Here is a 16,676-nt window from a genome sequence, read left to right on the forward strand (position 1 = left end):
TTGTTTATGCCTGAGTTTCGTCCTCAGTGTTTCTGAAGTAGATTTTATCGTCAAGCCATTCTTGAACTGACAAAGCGTGAGGCTTAGGCAATTTCTCATAGAATTTAGAAACCTCTATCTGCTCTTTGTTTTCAAAGATTTCCTCCAAGCTATCATTATAGGTAGCAAACTCATCAAGTTTGTCAACTAGTTCTCTACGGATATCAGTGTTAATTTGTTCCGCTCTCTTTGCAATAACAGAAATAGCCTCATAGATATTTCCTGTTGGCTCATCTATTTCATTTCTGTCGTAAGTAACTGTACTTACCGGAGCATTGGTTTTCTTTAAATCCATCGTATTTATAAATTAACTTTTTGTTTCAAATTTATTTAATTCAGCCGTCAATTCGTCGTTCATTTTATTGGCTTGTTCGGCAAATTTAGAATCCGAATAATACTTGATAAACGAATTGTAATAACCTTGCGCCGTCAATAATCGGGCTTCTTTTTTATACTGCATACTGTTTACAGCCAAACGGTGAGCCGAGTCCAAACGATAGAACATGGCCTCTTCCCTAAACGTACTTCCTGGATATTCCAATAAGAAATTATCAAACGACTTGATGGCCGCCTCATAATCTGAAGCATCGTAATAGGCTATTTGGTTATATTGTTTCGCAATTTCAAAGGCCTTTCTTTCTAATTTATAATCCAATTCTTTTACCATTGTGTTTACTTCTGGCAAATATTCTGAATCTGGATATTTACTTAAAAAGATTTGAAGCTTGTCCAAAGCCTGAACAGTTTCCTTTTGTTCTTTACTGTAAACAGGAGACAACATGTAGTAGCTTCTTGCAGAAAGAAACGATGCCTCTTCTGCCTTTTCACTTCTAGGATATGCTGTTTCAAACCGTTCAAATTGATAGCCAGAAAGGTGATAATCTCCCATTTCATAGTATGTTTTAGCATACATGTAGGTAAGTTTTTCTGCCTGTGGCTTTCCTCGATACTGAGGCATGATCTGTGCAAATAAACGGTTTGCCTTACCGTACTTTCCTTGCTCATAAAGCTCAGTTCCTACGCGAAACTTTTCAGCAATATCTTCCGACTTCAGTGCTTTTTGAAATTCACTACAAGAGGTTAGCGAAAGTACCAGTAAAAATGTATAAAAAATGTTCTTCATAAAATGTAAACAGAATGCAAAAGTAATTATTTATAACTTATTATAAAAACAAAAGTTACACACGAAAATAACGGTTGCAAACTCTTTTACTAAGTCTTTAAGTTAACTTTAACGTTTGGCTGCTTAGTCCAAATTTGCGATAAAATCCTTAATTTTTTGCTTCAACTCTTCAGTTGCAGGCACCAACGGCAAACGTACGGCGTCATTTGCAAGACCTAAAGCTTCAAATACAGCCTTGATTCCAGCCGGATTATTTTCAGCAAAGATGTAACCAACAATATCCATAAGTTTAAAGTGAATATCATAAGCCTCTTTAGCTTTACCTTCCAAACCAAGTTTGATCATTTTAGCAAATTGCTTTGGCAATCCTTGACCAATCACAGAGATAACTCCTGCTCCACCAGCCAATACAACCCCTAAAGCTAAATCATCATCTCCTGAAATAATCAAGAAATCTTCTGGCTTATCTTTTAACAATTTTAAATATTGTCCCATGTTGTTACCAGCTTCTTTAACGGCCACAATATTTTTAAAATCATTTGCCAAACGTAAAGTTGTTTCCGGCAACATGTTTGAAGCAGTTCTTCCTGGTACGTTATACAAAATAATGTCTACAGGACAAGCCTCTGAAATAGCCTTAAAGTGTTGGTAAATTCCCTCTTGGGTAGGCTTGCTATAATATGGAGACACCGAAAGAACGGCATCTATTTGAGACAAATCAGTTGCTTTGATTTCTTCAATAACGTTGGCAGTGTTGTTTCCTCCAATTCCTAAAACCAAAGGCAATCTTCCGTTGTTCGCCTCTACGATGGTAGCTATGATAGCCTTCTTCTCTTCTTTAGTAATAGTCACGCTTTCACCAGTTGTACCGCTTATTACCAAATAATCGGTTCCATTCTCTACATTGTAGTTTACAATGTTTTTCAACGCTTCGTGATCTACGGACAAATCTTCATTAAATGGCGTAATCAATGCCACTCCTGTCCCATAAAATTTAGTCATTATATTTTATTTAGTACTGTTAGATATTTATGTAATTCTCTTTTAAACAGTGAAAACTCTTTTGGGTGCACATCAAGAATCAAGTCGTACAACCTATCATCTATTCCCGAGAGTCCCACTTTAAAACGTGCCTTGGATTGCGCTGTGATAATATTGAGTTCCATACGGTCCTCTTTGTAATAACTTATCAAGGCATCAAAATCTGTATCAAGAAACGCTTTCAGGTCGCCATTTTTTATGGCTCCTTTCCATCCAAAGTCCTTGGGTGTTACGTTAACCCCCCAAAGGGTCTCTGGCGCCAACTTCTCATCGGCTACAAAGGCAATGATTTTCAATCGGTTCTGTTTCACTCCCAGATCATCAAAAAATCTTTGGAAGTTCTCAAAATCAGTAAATTCATTTAAATTCAAAATCACCCCAACCGACTCAATCTTTTTATTGCCAGCCTCTATACTCCTAGAATTTAACAATTTATTGATGTAATTTTGGTATGATTTTTCCTTAAATGCCTTTAAAATCATTTATCTTTATAATTTTTGCAAATGTAGTAAAAGTCACTACATGTTTTGTTAACTTTTCTTAAGAATCTAAATGAATCCAAAACATCTTTTTTTTGTTTTAACAGTTCTCGTTTTCTTCTCTTGCAATCAAACAAAGCACCTCTATAAAATTGAAGGGAAACAAATTTCAATTACAGATAGCTTACCCTCTAATTCAGAAATAGATAGCTTTATCAAACCTTACCATGACCACCTCAACCAAAGTCTGGACAGTGTGTTATCATATTCGGCAGGTACTTACACAAAAGAAGACTCTCAATTCAATACGGCAATAGGTAATTTTATGGCCGATGCTATTTACGAACAGTCCAACCCCATTTTTAAAAAACGTACAGGAAAAGACATTGACTTTGTAATGTTGAACCATGGGAGCATTCGCTCAATTTTATCCAAAGGAAATATTACCATTAGAACTGCCTATGAACTGATGCCTTTCGAAAATACCGTTGTTGTAGCAGCTATCAAGGGAGACCAAATCAAAGAACTTTTAAAATACCTAACCGCAAGTAGTAAGGCCCACCCCATTTCAAAATTGAAAGTGACGGTGGATAAGGATTTCAATATTGTTTCCGCCGCTGTCCAGAGACAACCTATTGACTACCACAAAACGTATTATGTTCTCACCAATAACTACCTATACAATGGTGGCGACCACATGACATTCTTCCAACCAAACGACACTGTTTACTCTCTGGATTACAAAGTTAGAAATGCCCTATTGGATTATTTCATAAAAACAGACACTATAAGAGCCACTAGAGACGATCGTTACATGCAAATAGAATAAACACTCCATTTTTCCGTTTAAAAATTAACATAGAGAATCATGAAACGAAGAGATTTTTTACAACAAACAGCGGTAGCAACTTCATTGGTTGGCCTAGGTGGTTTGGGTTTGCAGTCCTTTAAAGAACCTACAAAAAAAATCACCATTCTTCATACCAACGATGTCCATAGCCATATTGATCCATTTAGTCCTCAGGATGGCATGCACCCCAACAAAGGAGGCGTTGCAAGAAGAGCTAGTTTGATAGAAGCCATTAAAAAAGAAAATCCGAACACACTACTATTTGATGCCGGTGATATTTTTCAAGGAACCCCTTACTTCAATTATTACGGTGGTGAATTGGAATTCAAATTGATGAGCATGTTACAATACGATGCTGCCACGCTTGGAAATCACGATTTCGACAATGGTATCGAAGGGCTTTACGCTCAATTACCTCATGCCAAATTCGATTTTTTGTCTGCCAATTATGATTTCAAGAACACCATTATGGATACACACACCAAACCTTATAAAGTGTTTGTAAAAGATGGTATTAAGATTGGAGTATTTGGTTTAGGTATAGAACTTCATGGTCTTGTTGAAAAAAACCTTTATAAAGAAACAGTGTATTTGGATCCTGTGGAAACCACTCAAGATATGACAAGAATTTTGAAAGAAAAGGAGAAATGCGACCTTATCATTTGCCTCTCCCACCTAGGTTATCATTACGGAAAAAGTTCAAAAATTAGTGACCTTGAATTAGCAAAATCCACAAAAAACATCGATTTAATTATCGGAGGACACACCCACACCTTCTTGAAGAAACCAACCGTAACCAAAAATATTGAAGGCAAAAATATGTTGGTGAACCAAGTAGGCTGTTACGGCATCAATTTAGGCCGAATAGACTTCTATTTTGACAGTTTCAACAACAAATCTGCTGATGGTACTTCTATAATAGTATAACCTATACAGTAGCGTGTTCAGAAGAAGTAGAAGATAGGGATTCTTTATTCACAGAATACCTAACTGCTTTTCTATGATGATTACTCACATAGGCCAGTAAAAATGCCAAGGCAGCCAGGTGCAATGCCATTGCAAATACTTCAAACACCCAAAAATACACGTATAATTCGCATATGTATTTTAATACATCCCCAAAAGCAAAACATGCCACAGTAACTAATAAGATAATAGATTGCTTGCTTTCTCTACTCAAATAAAGGGCAAAAGCCAAAAAGACCAAAAGCACAATAGCTAGTCCTCTACCCGCATACAGCCACAAGCTTATATCGTCTACAAAACTATTTTTTACAGCCCCATAGAGGATATACAACAAATAGGCATTGAACATAAAAATAAGCCCTAAATAAACCGAAACAACTCCCTCAAACCGAACTTTTCGAAATTGACTTATCAGAACACCCAACAACAAGATATAACTTCCCACATAGGCCATTTCAGATAATTGATGCGTGAGTTCATTTTTGTGAAATACAGTGAATACGTCTCCTAAAAAGGAACAAAGAAATACGGTAAGGAAAATGTTGGCCATATATTTCATTCTAGTAAAATACAAAGTCAACAAAACCGGAATCACTACAATTTTTGCTATCCTATCCAACATTAAATCATCCTGAATTACCGCAAGCACCTGTAGGGCAAACAAAGTACTAAATACAATAACCAAGGACTTATTGGACATCATTTTATGCCAAAATTCCATAACTAGATTTTATAAGTAGGTCTTACAAATATATGTATTTTGTCAGTATTTATTTGCACTTCATCGATTTTAAGAAATTTTCAATAAAAAATCAAGATGTATGCAAAATCAACAACACACCACCCCATGACACTTACAAACCAATGAACGCAAAAGTAAATTTCAAGGTTTCCCAGATCAGAAAAAACTATTTTAAAAAGAAATCTAGTGAGGATTAAGAATTGGCTATCTGCATTCTTTCCGAATATAACAATCTCGACTGAAGATAAAGAAACGCAAAGGCCATTACCAAGAACACCGAAGAAATCACATTTAAAATATTGGTTTCGGAAATATAGAAGTATGCCAATTGGATTACCTCATAAAAAACAATGCAAATAGAGCCTATTAAAAAATTCATGGATTTTTTATCATCCTTATGGATATAATTCAGTAACGCCAGAGTCAACAACAACATGATTACGGCATTATAAATAAACTCCAAAACATAAGGATAGACACCTAACTCGCTTTTAGTAGTGTTAGTTACAATTACCACACAAAAGCAATCTAAAATAAACAATATAAGAACGTGGAAAGGTAATTTTGCCGCAACTTCACGAATTTTAATAGATTGAAGCAATTTGGCCACCAAAAATAAATAAGACAGAATATACAGTCCGTTTCCTAGATAGTAGTAAACATCAAAATCCCCTTCTTTCAAGTTATAATCCCAAGTAAAAAAATTAAAGATATCAGAAAGCGTATAAGCCAATAAAAACAAAAAGAAGAAATTACGCTTGGTTTTAACGCTAACTACATACAAAAAGCTTAACAAGATTAACATTAGAGCCCTCACTCCCATTGCATAATATTCATACTGAAGCAATTGAAGGCCAATAAATCCTAAACTAAAAACCGTTAATATTGCGATTAAAATATTCCTTTTCAGCATAAACTTGCTCGATTGGTCTTTGCCAAATGTAATACAATAAACACAATTCAACGTTAAAAAATGTATTTAATCGATAAAAGAATACATTTTGTAGGATTTTACATAACCATTTGCAAAAATTCAGTTTCCGAAATAATCGCTAAATTCAATTGCTCTGCTTTAGTACGTTTACTTGGCCCCATTTTATCGCCTGCAACAAGATAACTTGTTTTGGAAGATATTGAAGATGAAACCTTTCCACCGTTATCCTCTATAAGTTTTTTAAGTTCATCCCTGGAGACGGTTTCAAAAACTCCAGACACCACAAAAGTGAGATTTTTCAATTTATCGGTCTGCTCAGCCAATTTTTCAGCAGAAATCTCCAATTGGACACCAAATTGCTTTAACCGGTCAACGATGTTTATATTAGCCTCGTCCTCAAAAAAGGCTAGAACACTTTCTGCTATTTTCACCCCAATTTCATCCACATTCACCAAATCTTCCAGTGAAGCAGCTTTTAAATTATCTATAGACTTGTAATGTTTTGCCAATTTTTTAGCTACGGTTTCTCCAACATATCTAATTCCCAAAGCATACAAAACTCTTTCAAAAGGAATCTGTTTGGAAGCCTCAATACCGCTCAACAAATTATCAGCACTTTTATCAGCCATTCTTTCCAAAGGAAGAATTTGCTCTTTTGTAAGCTCATACAAATCGGAATAATTATCTATCAAACCACCATTTACTAACAAGGCAACCGTTTCGCCTCCCATACCTTCAATATCCATGGCCTTTCTGGAAATATAATGCTGAATACGTCCAATAATCTGTGGTTTACAGCCGTTGTAATTAGGACAGTAATGTTGCGCTTCGCCTTCTTGTCTCACCAATTCGGTGTCACATTCTGGGCAATGGGTAATATATTGGGTGGGTTGAGAATCGATTGGTCGTTTACTTAAATCAACCGCAATAATTTTTGGAATGATTTCCCCTCCCTTTTCTACAAATACTTCATCTCCTACTCTAATATCCAATTTTTCAATTTGATCGGCATTATGCAAGGAAGCCCTTTTCACAATAGTTCCAGCCAACTCCACAGGATCCAAATTGGCAACAGGCGTAATAGCCCCCGTACGGCCAACTTGATAGGTTATACTGTTCAATCTAGTTGAAACTTGTTCGGCCTTAAACTTATATGCTATGGCCCACCTAGGTGCTTTAGCTGTGTAGCCCAGTTCCTCTTGGTGGTACAAATCATTGACCTTAATTACAACTCCATCTGTTTCATAAGGCAACTCAAATCTTTTCGTATCCCAATAGGCAATAAACTCCAATACCTCATCTATAGAATTGGCTAAATGAGCCGTATTCGGCACTTTAAAGCCCCAAGATCTGGCCTTGTCTAAACATTCATATTGAGTTGCAATATCCAAGTTAGCCCCTATCACAGTATACAAAAGACATTCCAAAGGTCGCTTTGCAACCTCCGCACTGTCCTGCAATTTCAAACTCCCTGAGGCTGTGTTTCTAGGGTTTCTGTAAGGCTCTTCACCAATTTCAACACGTTCTTCATTCATTTTGTTGAAACCCTCAAACGGCAATACAATCTCTCCTCTAATATCAAATTTTGGAGGATAATCACCATTCAATTGCAAAGGAACCGATTTAATGGTTTTAATATTTGTGGTTACATCATCCCCTTGAAATCCATCGCCCCTAGTAACCGCTTTCAACAATTTACCATCTTCGTAAGTCAAACTTATAGACGCGCCATCATATTTGAGCTCACAGGTATAGGAAATATGGCCATCCACCAACTTTTTGATTCGCGCTTCCCAATCGAGCAAATCTTCTTTGGAATAGGAATTATCCAAAGAGTACATTCTGTATTGATGTGCAACGGTTTCAAAATTCTTGGTTATGGCTCCTCCTACCCTCAAGCTTGGCGAACTAGGATCATAATACTCGGGGTGTTTAGCTTCCAACTCCTGCAATTCCTTCAACTTCATATCAAAATCATAATCACTTATGGTTGGATTATCCAATACGTAGTAATTATAATTATGCTTTCTAAGCTCTTCTCTCAAGGCAGTAATGTGTTGTTGAATATCCATTTAAAAACTTATGAAGGTGTATGAATTTTTGTTTAATTTCAGGGTTCCAAGATACTAAAATGCCCCTGAAGGCATGTTTGTTTTTTGAGTTTTATATTAACAGAAGAATTGGAAAAAGTCCCTATTAAAACCCAAAGAGTTATTATAAAAAATAGAAAATTTTGAATGAAAGTCCTTTGTCTACTTTAGGTTCTATCTGCCTTTAACCATTGCGGCACATCTTGAGGCTTGAACCCTCTCATTTTATCAAGCAGTCTATTGACGTCATCTTCCACAATCAGCAAATCTAAATTTGAAATTTTAAGAAGTCCTTTAGCCACCATGGTCTCGAACATTTTGATAAGGTCATCGTAGAATCCATTAGAATTCAATAAGCCAATTGGCTTTTGATGCAAACCAAGTTGCGCCCAAGTGATAATTTCAAAAAGTTCCTCGAAAGTGCCAAATCCTCCTGGCAAAGCTATAAATCCATCGGAAAGCTCATGCATCTTCAACTTTCGTTCATGCATGGTTTCTGTTGTAATCAACTCATGTAATCCTAAATGCACCACTTCCTTTAATTTTAAAAATTCTGGAATAACCCCAATTGCCTTGCCATTATGCTCTAAAACAGCTTCAGCCACTTTACCCATGATTCCAATCTTCGCAGCTCCGTACACCAAGGCAATATCTTCCTTTGCCATCACCTTTCCCAAATACTGGGCATCACTTATTACCTTGAGATCATTTCCTTCGCTGCTTCCACAAAATACAGCTATCGATTTTAGTGTTTTCATAACTTTATTCCTTTTAGCATCCTGTTATTTCCAAAAATATCCTGACGCAATTCTATATCTGTAAAATTATTATCAATAAGCAACTGCCGCATTTCCTCTCCAAGATATTGATTGATCTCAAAAAACAACATCCCGTTGTTTTTCAAACTCTTACTAGCAAATTTAGTGATTACTTTATAAAAACGTAAAGGATCATCGTCAGGAACAAACAATGCCAAATCCGGCTCAAAGTCCAAAACATTGCTTTTCATCTCACTTTTCTCTAATTCACGTACATATGGTGGATTGGAGACGATTACATCAAACTTGAACTGTAAAAACTCAGGCCCTAAATTCTCAAACTGAAGAATATCCCCTTCCATAAAGTTCACATCCACCTTATTTATTCCTGCATTCTCTTTAGCCACTTCAATGGCTTGAGCACTAACATCTAGCGTATAAATTTCAGCGTTGGGCAAGTAATGTCCCAAACTAATGGGAATACAGCCTGTCCCCGTACCTATATCCAAAATCCGTATTGGCTCAGACCTATTTTTACTGGTTTCTATTATCCAATTCACCAATTCTTCCGTTTCTGGTCTTGGAATTAAAGTTGCCGGAGATACTTTAAATGGTAATCCAAAAAACTCCGTCTCCCCTAAAATGTATTGAATAGGCTCTTGGTTTTTCAACCTCCTTAAAACCTCGTTCATTTTGGAAGCACCTTCAGGCGTCACTTCATATTTTGGCTCTAAAACCAAGGTAATTGGTTTAATCTTGAAATAATGATCTAATAGAAGACCGAAAAAACTATCTACTTCCTCAACCCCATAGATTGCATCAAGCGATTGATGAAACTGAGTTTTTATATCCTTTAAAATCATAATTCTTTTATCATCCAAACATTGCACGAATAGTGCCCTGTATTTCCCATTGGCGCTTCCAAAGTTTCAAACCCCACCTTTCCATACAACTTCGTGGCTGCCTTCATATATGGCAACGTTTCCAAATAACATTTTTTGAATCCCAGTTCTTTGGCCTTTTCCAAGCATTTTGTCATCATTGCATTTCCTAACCCTGTGCCTCTAGCTTCAGGAAGAAAATACATTTTCTGCAATTCACAAACATCGGCCTCTCCCTCCAAAGGAGCAATTCCCGCGCCTCCAATAACCTTACCATTGTCATCCAAAACATAGTATACCATTTTAGGGGTACTATACGTTTTGGTCATACAATCCAAAGCTACATCCTCATAGGCAGTCCCAACTTTTGGAACGCCAAATTCAATCAGGACATCTCGAATTACAGCCGCTACTTGAGCATCGTCTTCAGCCTTAATTTCTCTAATGACAATATTATTTTTGCTCACTTTTAATTGGTATTTTTGCCACATCAAATTTGGGATGAAGATACACGAAAAATACATAAAACGCTGTATAGATATTGCCAAAAATGGCTTGGGACATACAAGACCCAACCCCATGGTAGGCTGCGTTATTGTTCATGAGAACAATATCATTGGCGAAGGTTTTACAAATCCATACGGCGGAAATCATGCAGAGGTAAATGCCATACATTCTGTTCAGGACCCAAAACTTTTGGAAGAAGCCACACTTTACGTGACGCTCGAACCTTGCAGCCATTTCGGAAAAACGCCTCCTTGCAGTGATTTGATTATCAAATCCCAAATTCCAAATGTGGTTATTGGAGCCATTGACACCCATAGCAAAGTTGCAGGAAAAGGCATTGAAAAATTAAAAGCTGCCGGATGCAATGTGACGGTTGGAGTTTTAGAAAATGAGTGTCAAGAACACCATAAACGCTTCTTTACGTTTCACAACAAACAAAGACCATACATCATCCTAAAATGGGCACAGACCCTAGATGGCTATTTGGCACCTGAAACACAAAACAAACAGGAACCTGTTTGGATTACCAATACATTTTCGAGACAAATCGTTCATAAATGGCGAACCGAAGAACATGCGATTTTAGTGGGCACTAACACCGTTATTAAGGACAACCCTAAATTGACGGTTAGAGATTGGAAAGGCCAAAACCCAATAAGAATTGTACTCGACAGAACAGGTAAACTCCCAAAAAACCTTGGAGTTTTCAATAATGAATCCCAAACCATTGTAATTTCATCTTCAGAAAATACAAACGTTTTAAATTCTGAATTTACTCAGACAGAATTTATAGCTTGGGAAGACAAAACACATATTGCCAAACAAATTTGTGAGCTTCTCCATAAACAAGACATTCAATCTGTAATTATTGAAGGAGGTGCGCAAACACTACATACTTTTATAAATGAAGGCCTTTGGGATGAAGCAAGGGTGTTTACCGGCAATGTTCTTTTTGAAAAGGGCATTGAAGCTCCAAAAATTCATGGAACGTTAGTTTCACAACAACACATTTTACAAGACAGTTTAAAAATATACCGCAATGATTAAAACCATTATATTCGACTTTGGAGACGTTTTTATCAACCTAGATAAGGAAGGCGCCATAGAGACTACCAAAGCCACTTTGAACCTTCAGGAATTTCCAGAAGAAATGCTATCGGTGAACTGTCTTTACGAACAGGGACTTATTTCCACAGAAGAATTCAAGGATTTTTACTTCCAAAATTTCAAGAACATCTCCGAGGAGACTTTAAAAGATGCCTGGAATTACATTTTAAAAGACTTTCCAGAGCATAAACTGGATTTTTTGAAACAGTTGGCAAAAGATGGCAATTACCAACTTATTCTTTTAAGCAACACCAACGAACTTCATATTGATTGGGTAAAAGAAAACATTTCTGTGTTTGAAGATTTCAAAAAGCAATTTGACAAATTCTACCTATCCCATGAAATTCAACTAAGAAAACCTGACACAGAAATCTACGAATTTGTGCTGAGGGAAAACAATCTAAAACCGGAGGAATGTCTTTTTGTCGATGATTTAAAAGAAAACACAGATGCCGCAAAATCATTAGGGATCCACGTATGGAATATCGATCCCAAAACCGAAGATGTTTGCACTTTGTTTTCCACATACAAACACTTATTCTAAAACTACACACACATTCCCTATCCAACACACTGATGACTAAAGACACTTACAAAACCATTACCAAAGCATCTGAAGAAGTCTTGTTTAAGGATAAAAACAGTAAGTTTTTCGGCTATGCCATCCCCATTAAATCTGAAGAAGAGGCAAAAACCCATATTGAAACCCTCAAAAAACAGCACCACTCGGCACGTCATTGGTGCTACGCCTACCAAATAGGCACAAAAGAACCCAATATCATTTTTAGAGCCAATGATGACGGAGAACCAAGCAATACTGCTGGGATGCCAATTTACGGACAGATCCAATCTTTTGAAGTGACCAACATATTAGTAGTTGTGGTTCGCTATTTCGGAGGCATCAAACTTGGTGTTGGCGGGTTGATAAATGCCTACAAAACTGCCGCCCAAATGGCACTTGAGGTTTCCAAAATAGTCACCAAAACCATCAACGCGGAATTTCTGATCCATTTCGATTATGTGAACATGAACAAAGTCATGCGAATCATCAAAGAAAAGGACCTAAAAATCGTCAATCAGAAGTTGGAAATGGACTGTGACATCACCATTTCTGTTCGCCTAAAAAATGCCGATGAAATTTTCCAAATTTTCGATGCTTTATATGAAATCGACATCAAAAATTTAAACGATTAATTTTGCAGTTGGTCTAAAATATATTTTGGACATCTGGTTGGCCGATTACGTTCCATATCGATAAATGCCAAAACAGTTTTCCCAGTTGTTAACAATTCATTTTCCGCATTAAAAATTTCATAATCAAACTCAATTGAAGCCGAAGGAATTTTTGCCAAGGTTGTCACCACACGAACCTGATCATCATAACGAGCTGACTTCTTGAAATTTACACTCAAAGACACCACCGGAAGCATGATTCCTTCCTCCTCCATTTGCCGATAACTTACCCCAAATTTTCGTAACCATTCGGTTCGTCCCATTTCGAAGTACTGCGCGTAGTTTCCGTGGTATACAACGCCCATTTGATCTGTTTCTCCATATCGGATTCTAAATTGTATTTCATCTGATTTTAAAGCGTTACCCATTCTTTTCTAATTTTTTTTTCGTACTTTCAAGGAAATTTAAACATGGTAAAAAAATTCTAAAAATTCAACCCCTATTCAGTTTTTTTTTTAAGAATTTTGTTCACATATTTGTCATGTAAAAATTTGATCCAAGAGAAACTCTATTTTCTCTTTTTTTTACTAAAACTAAACTAACTAAACAACAAATAATCTTAGAGAATGGATGTAACTGCGCAATCAGTTTGGAATAATTGCCTGTCTTTTATTAAGGATAACATACAACCCCAAGCTTATAAAACTTGGTTTGAACCCATACAAGCAGTCAAACTTTCAGACAAAGCGTTAAGCATTCAAGTTCCCAGTAAATTTTTCTACGAATGGCTTGAGGAGCACTACGTAAAAATCCTTAAAGTTGCCCTTACCAAAGAGCTTGGTGACAGTGCCAAATTGGTATATGTTATCAAGATGGAAAACACCTATGGCAACAAGCAGCCGTTCACTGAAAAAATACCGAGTTCCAACCGTACTGCGGTAAAATCCCAAGATGTTGACATTCCATTCAACAACAAAAATCCAGAACTTAAAAATCCATTTGTAATTCCTGGTATCAGAAATATCAAGATTGAATCTCAACTGAATCCTAATTACAATTTTGAGAACTTTTTGGAGGGAGACTCTAACCGATTGGCAAGAAATGCAGGTTTGGCTGTAGCTAGCAAACCCGGAGGAACTTCTTTTAATCCACTTTTGATTTTTGGTGGTGTTGGTTTAGGAAAAACCCACTTGGCACACGCCATTGGTATTGATATTAAAGACAAGTATCCAGAGAAAACTGTTCTATATATTTCCGCTGAAAAATTCACTCAGCAGTACATTGATTCCGTTAAAAAGAACAACAGAAATGACTTCATTCATTTCTACCAAATCATTGACGTTCTTATTATTGATGATGTTCAGTTTTTGTCTGGAAAATCAGGAACGCAGGACGTGTTTTTCCACATTTTCAACCACTTGCACCAAAACGGCAAACAGGTAATCCTTACCAGTGATAAGGCTCCTGTAGACATGCAAGACATTGAGCAACGCTTGTTGTCCCGTTTTAAATGGGGACTTTCTGCAGAATTGCAAACCCCAGATTTTGAAACCCGAGTTTCTATCTTAAGAAACAAATTGTACCGTGACGGTGTAGAAATCTCAGACGATATTATTGAATACATTGCCAAGCATATCAAAACCAATGTAAGGGAATTGGAAGGCGCTATCATCTCTTTGATCGCCCAGTCTTCTTTCAACAAAAAGGAAGTCACCCTTAACCTTGCAAAAGATATTGTTGAGAAATTTGTAAAGAATACCAAACGCGAAGTTTCTATCGATTATATCCAAAAAGTCGTTTCGGATTATTTCCAAATGGATGTAAGCACCTTGCAGTCTAAAACTAGAAAAAGACACATTGTGCAAGCTAGACAATTGGCTATGTTCTTTGCTAAAAAGTATACCAAAGCCTCTTTGGCAAGTATTGGATCTCAAATTGGAAAACGCGATCACGCTACGGTATTACATGCATGCAAAACAGTTGATAACTTGACTGCTACAGACAAGCAATTTAGAAAATACGTAGACGATCTTTCTAAAAAATTCTCCGTTTAACAAATGGCTATCACTAGAATTTTAATGGTGTGTCTCGGAAATATCTGCAGGTCACCATTGGCGCATGGAATTTTGGAATCCAAACTTCCTGACGATTTATTCTATGTGGATTCTGCAGGCACTTCCAATTATCATATTGGCCAACAGCCAGACATAAGGTCTATAGCTGTTGCTAGATTACACGGCATTGATATTTCCCATCAAGCCGGGCGGCAGTTTAGCAAAAATGATTTTGATGCTTTTGATATCATTTATGCCATGGACCAAGACAATTATAATGATATTGTTAGATTGGCGCGTACCGAGGATGATATTGCCAAAGTCCGAAAGATTTTGGATGCAGACACCAATATTTCAAGCAAAAATGTTCCCGATCCTTATTATGGCGACATGAGTGATTTTGAACATGTTTTTGCCCTTTTGGATACCGTTTGTCAAGAAATTGCAGACCAACTTAATTCCTAACTATCAAATTATTCAATCTCATTTTTGTATTTTGTTGTATCTAAGCATTCTAATACATCAAAATGAAACTTCCCTTCACCCTTCTATTAGTCCTTTTTGTTCAGATTAGCTTTTCCCAAGACATTGAAATTACATCTTTTTCTACTGGGTTGGTAGATCCGGTGAACATTAAACATGCTGGTGATGAAAGACTGTTTGTTGCAGAACAAGCCGGCACCATTCAAATTATAAGTTCTGAAGGAACTTTAAACGCAGCTCCTTTTTTGGACATTACTTCCATTGTATATGACGGTGCTAGCGAACAAGGTTTGTTGGGCTTGGCCTTCCACCCCAACTATGAAACCAATGGCTATTTTTATGTAAACTATATCAACAATAGCCAAAATACAGTCATTTCCAGATTTGAAAGAACCGATACCAACACAGCCGATCCCAACTCTGAATTGATTTTATTAACCATCACCCAACCCTACAACAACCATAACGGCGGAGATCTTGCCTTTGGTCCAGATGGCTATTTATACATTGGTACAGGTGATGGCGGAAGCTCCGGTGATCCACAAAATAGAGCTCAAGACCTTACCTCTCTTTTAGGAAAATTGTTGAGAATTGATGTGGATAATCCTTCTGCCGGAAACAACTATGGGATTCCTAGTGATAATCCTTTTGTATCCAATCCCAATGCTCTAGATGAAATATGGGCCTACGGACTGAGAAACCCTTGGAAATTTTCCTTTGATCGTGACACCAATGATTTATGGATTGCCGATGTTGGTCAAAATTTATATGAAGAAATCAATATGGTTACTCCTTCAACTTCCCTAAACGGATTAAACTACGGGTGGCGATGCTATGAAGGAAATATAGCATACAATTCAACAAATTGTCCAGACGACAGCACTCTAACTTTTCCCGTTGATGTTTATAGTCACAGTGGCAATGGAGGCCCCACGAAATGCTCTATTACAGGGGGCTATAGATATCGAGGTTCGGAACAAGCCGGCTTCAATGGTCTCTATTTTTTCGCTGACTTTTGCAGCAATGAAATTGGCACCCTTCAAGCCAATGGCAGTGATTGGACCATGACTTTCACCCCTCCTTATTTAAACAATGAATGGAGCTGTTTTGGAGAAGATGTGAGTGGTGAATTATATATTGCAGGTTTAACCTCAGGAGCTATCTACAAAATCACCGGGAACAGTTTAGGAATCGAAGATGAACACATGGCAGAAATAAAAATATATACAAGTTCCCGAAATCAAACTATAACTGTTGACCTCAACAACAACACTTCCATAAACCAATTAAATCTTTACGATATTCAAGGGAAATTCTTAAAATCTATCACTAATTTTGAGAGCTCCATAATTACCATCTCTTCTGAAAACTTTTCAGCAGGGGTCTACCTTATGGAACTCAAAAAAATAAATGGCTCAAGGGTTATAAAAAAACTAATCGTTGATTAAG

The 16,676-nt window shown here is 36.8% G+C and carries 19 protein-coding genes; 8 read left to right on the forward strand and 11 right to left on the reverse strand.

Features of this window, described 5'->3' with window-relative positions; genetic code table 11:
* Positions 1–4: 4 nt before the first annotated feature.
* The 4 genes from AC6I5C_RS12100 to AC6I5C_RS12115 form a co-directional block, all read right to left on the reverse strand.
* A complete protein-coding gene (locus AC6I5C_RS12100) occupies positions 5–334 on the reverse strand; it encodes a DNA-directed RNA polymerase subunit omega (RefSeq protein WP_053977584.1) in 330 nt (109 codons plus the stop codon).
* Positions 335–346: 12 nt separating this feature from the next.
* Positions 347–1,162, reverse strand: coding sequence for an outer membrane protein assembly factor BamD (locus tag AC6I5C_RS12105; protein WP_053977583.1), 816 nt, complete (start codon positions 1,160–1,162; stop codon positions 347–349).
* A 123-nt stretch (positions 1,163–1,285) separates the two neighbouring features.
* Positions 1,286–2,164 (reverse strand): 4-hydroxy-tetrahydrodipicolinate synthase, encoded by an 879-nt coding sequence (gene dapA / locus AC6I5C_RS12110; protein ID WP_497905369.1) that lies wholly within the window; start codon positions 2,162–2,164, stop codon positions 1,286–1,288.
* The gene (locus AC6I5C_RS12115; protein WP_497905370.1) at positions 2,164–2,685 is read right to left on the reverse strand and encodes a DUF6913 domain-containing protein; all 522 of its coding nucleotides are present in this window, start codon (positions 2,683–2,685) and stop codon (positions 2,164–2,166) included. The genes dapA and AC6I5C_RS12115 overlap by 1 nt, the downstream gene beginning before the upstream one ends.
* A 70-nt stretch (positions 2,686–2,755) precedes the next feature.
* Here AC6I5C_RS12115 and AC6I5C_RS12120 point away from each other — a divergent pair, with 70 nt between their 5' ends.
* Together AC6I5C_RS12120 and AC6I5C_RS12125 are read left to right on the forward strand one after the other, a co-directional pair.
* Complete coding sequence (locus AC6I5C_RS12120; protein WP_497905371.1) at positions 2,756–3,511, forward strand: 5'-nucleotidase C-terminal domain-containing protein; 756 nt, start codon at positions 2,756–2,758, stop codon at positions 3,509–3,511.
* A gap of 39 nt (positions 3,512–3,550) precedes the next feature.
* Positions 3,551–4,459 carry a bifunctional metallophosphatase/5'-nucleotidase gene (locus AC6I5C_RS12125; protein WP_497905372.1) on the forward strand — a complete coding sequence of 303 codons (909 nt, stop codon included), beginning with the start codon at positions 3,551–3,553 and terminating at the stop codon, positions 4,457–4,459.
* A gap of 1 nt (position 4,460) precedes the next feature.
* Here AC6I5C_RS12125 and AC6I5C_RS12130 read toward each other — a convergent pair whose 3' ends face one another.
* The 6 genes from AC6I5C_RS12130 to AC6I5C_RS12155 all read right to left on the reverse strand — a co-directional run bounded on the left by AC6I5C_RS12130 (position 4,461) and on the right by AC6I5C_RS12155 (position 10,370).
* Positions 4,461–5,219, reverse strand: coding sequence for a hypothetical protein (locus AC6I5C_RS12130; RefSeq protein WP_497905373.1), 759 nt, complete (start codon positions 5,217–5,219; stop codon positions 4,461–4,463).
* A gap of 214 nt (positions 5,220–5,433) precedes the next feature.
* Complete coding sequence (locus AC6I5C_RS12135) at positions 5,434–6,153, reverse strand: hypothetical protein (RefSeq protein WP_497905374.1); 720 nt, start codon at positions 6,151–6,153, stop codon at positions 5,434–5,436.
* Positions 6,154–6,251: 98 nt separating this feature from the next.
* On the reverse strand, positions 6,252–8,246 hold the full coding sequence (ligA, locus tag AC6I5C_RS12140; RefSeq protein ID WP_497905375.1) for an NAD-dependent DNA ligase LigA: 1,995 nt from the start codon (positions 8,244–8,246) through the stop codon (positions 6,252–6,254).
* 185 nt (positions 8,247–8,431) lie between these two features.
* Positions 8,432–9,022, reverse strand: a complete 591-nt coding sequence (locus tag AC6I5C_RS12145) for an LOG family protein (protein ID WP_497905376.1) — start codon at positions 9,020–9,022, stop codon at positions 8,432–8,434.
* Positions 9,019–9,885 (reverse strand): peptide chain release factor N(5)-glutamine methyltransferase, encoded by an 867-nt coding sequence (prmC, locus tag AC6I5C_RS12150; protein ID WP_497905377.1) that lies wholly within the window; start codon positions 9,883–9,885, stop codon positions 9,019–9,021. The genes AC6I5C_RS12145 and prmC overlap by 4 nt, the downstream gene beginning before the upstream one ends.
* The gene (locus AC6I5C_RS12155) at positions 9,882–10,370 is read right to left on the reverse strand and encodes a GNAT family N-acetyltransferase (protein ID WP_497905378.1); all 489 of its coding nucleotides are present in this window, start codon (positions 10,368–10,370) and stop codon (positions 9,882–9,884) included. The genes prmC and AC6I5C_RS12155 overlap by 4 nt, the downstream gene beginning before the upstream one ends.
* Positions 10,371–10,404: 34 nt before the next feature.
* Here AC6I5C_RS12155 and ribD point away from each other — a divergent pair, with 34 nt between their 5' ends.
* From ribD to AC6I5C_RS12170, 3 genes are read left to right on the forward strand one after another with little or no spacing between them, the layout of a single operon-like run.
* Positions 10,405–11,457 (forward strand): bifunctional diaminohydroxyphosphoribosylaminopyrimidine deaminase/5-amino-6-(5-phosphoribosylamino)uracil reductase RibD, encoded by a 1,053-nt coding sequence (ribD, locus tag AC6I5C_RS12160; RefSeq protein WP_497905379.1) that lies wholly within the window; start codon positions 10,405–10,407, stop codon positions 11,455–11,457.
* Positions 11,450–12,061 (forward strand): HAD family hydrolase, encoded by a 612-nt coding sequence (locus AC6I5C_RS12165; RefSeq protein ID WP_497905380.1) that lies wholly within the window; start codon positions 11,450–11,452, stop codon positions 12,059–12,061. The genes ribD and AC6I5C_RS12165 overlap by 8 nt, the downstream gene beginning before the upstream one ends.
* A gap of 29 nt (positions 12,062–12,090) precedes the next feature.
* Complete coding sequence (locus AC6I5C_RS12170; RefSeq protein ID WP_497905404.1) at positions 12,091–12,711, forward strand: IMPACT family protein; 621 nt, start codon at positions 12,091–12,093, stop codon at positions 12,709–12,711.
* On the opposite strand, the gene AC6I5C_RS12175 is transcribed toward AC6I5C_RS12170, so the two are convergent.
* Complete coding sequence (locus AC6I5C_RS12175; RefSeq protein ID WP_076665249.1) at positions 12,708–13,118, reverse strand: acyl-CoA thioesterase; 411 nt, start codon at positions 13,116–13,118, stop codon at positions 12,708–12,710. The two genes, AC6I5C_RS12170 and AC6I5C_RS12175, sit on opposite strands and share 4 nt — an antisense overlap.
* A 198-nt stretch (positions 13,119–13,316) precedes the next feature.
* Between AC6I5C_RS12175 and dnaA the strand changes: the two genes are divergently transcribed.
* From dnaA to AC6I5C_RS12190, 3 genes are all read left to right on the forward strand, one after another.
* Entirely contained in the window at positions 13,317–14,744 is a 1,428-nt protein-coding gene (dnaA, locus tag AC6I5C_RS12180) for a chromosomal replication initiator protein DnaA (RefSeq protein WP_053977568.1), read from the forward strand.
* A gap of 3 nt (positions 14,745–14,747) precedes the next feature.
* Positions 14,748–15,209, forward strand: coding sequence for a low molecular weight protein-tyrosine-phosphatase (locus AC6I5C_RS12185; RefSeq protein WP_497905381.1), 462 nt, complete (start codon positions 14,748–14,750; stop codon positions 15,207–15,209).
* Between the two features lie 62 nt (positions 15,210–15,271).
* Entirely contained in the window at positions 15,272–16,675 is a 1,404-nt protein-coding gene (locus tag AC6I5C_RS12190) for a PQQ-dependent sugar dehydrogenase (RefSeq protein ID WP_497905382.1), read from the forward strand.
* Position 16,676: the final 1 nt, after the last annotated feature.

This window comes from Mangrovimonas sp. sgz306409, assembly GCF_059735265.1.

Excerpts from the sequence above, each read along its gene's own strand:
- AC6I5C_RS12100 (WP_053977584.1), bottom strand. The coding sequence starts at position 334 with ATGGATTTAAAGAAAACCAATGCTCCGGTAAGTACAGTTACTTACGAC.
- AC6I5C_RS12105 (WP_053977583.1), bottom strand. The coding sequence starts at position 1,162 with ATGAAGAACATTTTTTATACATTTTTACTGGTACTTTCGCTAACCTCT.
- dapA (WP_497905369.1), bottom strand. The coding sequence starts at position 2,164 with ATGACTAAATTTTATGGGACAGGAGTGGCATTGATTACGCCATTTAAT.
- AC6I5C_RS12115 (WP_497905370.1), bottom strand. The coding sequence starts at position 2,685 with ATGATTTTAAAGGCATTTAAGGAAAAATCATACCAAAATTACATCAAT.
- AC6I5C_RS12120 (WP_497905371.1), top strand. The coding sequence starts at position 2,756 with ATGAATCCAAAACATCTTTTTTTTGTTTTAACAGTTCTCGTTTTCTTC.
- AC6I5C_RS12125 (WP_497905372.1), top strand. The coding sequence starts at position 3,551 with ATGAAACGAAGAGATTTTTTACAACAAACAGCGGTAGCAACTTCATTG.
- AC6I5C_RS12130 (WP_497905373.1), bottom strand. The coding sequence starts at position 5,219 with ATGGAATTTTGGCATAAAATGATGTCCAATAAGTCCTTGGTTATTGTA.
- AC6I5C_RS12135 (WP_497905374.1), bottom strand. The coding sequence starts at position 6,153 with ATGCTGAAAAGGAATATTTTAATCGCAATATTAACGGTTTTTAGTTTA.
- ligA (WP_497905375.1), bottom strand. The coding sequence starts at position 8,246 with ATGGATATTCAACAACACATTACTGCCTTGAGAGAAGAGCTTAGAAAG.
- AC6I5C_RS12145 (WP_497905376.1), bottom strand. The coding sequence starts at position 9,022 with ATGAAAACACTAAAATCGATAGCTGTATTTTGTGGAAGCAGCGAAGGA.
- prmC (WP_497905377.1), bottom strand. The coding sequence starts at position 9,885 with ATGATTTTAAAGGATATAAAAACTCAGTTTCATCAATCGCTTGATGCA.
- ribD (WP_497905379.1), top strand. The coding sequence starts at position 10,405 with ATGAAGATACACGAAAAATACATAAAACGCTGTATAGATATTGCCAAA.
- AC6I5C_RS12165 (WP_497905380.1), top strand. The coding sequence starts at position 11,450 with ATGATTAAAACCATTATATTCGACTTTGGAGACGTTTTTATCAACCTA.
- AC6I5C_RS12175 (WP_076665249.1), bottom strand. The coding sequence starts at position 13,118 with ATGGGTAACGCTTTAAAATCAGATGAAATACAATTTAGAATCCGATAT.
- dnaA (WP_053977568.1), top strand. The coding sequence starts at position 13,317 with ATGGATGTAACTGCGCAATCAGTTTGGAATAATTGCCTGTCTTTTATT.
- AC6I5C_RS12185 (WP_497905381.1), top strand. The coding sequence starts at position 14,748 with ATGGCTATCACTAGAATTTTAATGGTGTGTCTCGGAAATATCTGCAGG.
- AC6I5C_RS12190 (WP_497905382.1), top strand. The coding sequence starts at position 15,272 with ATGAAACTTCCCTTCACCCTTCTATTAGTCCTTTTTGTTCAGATTAGC.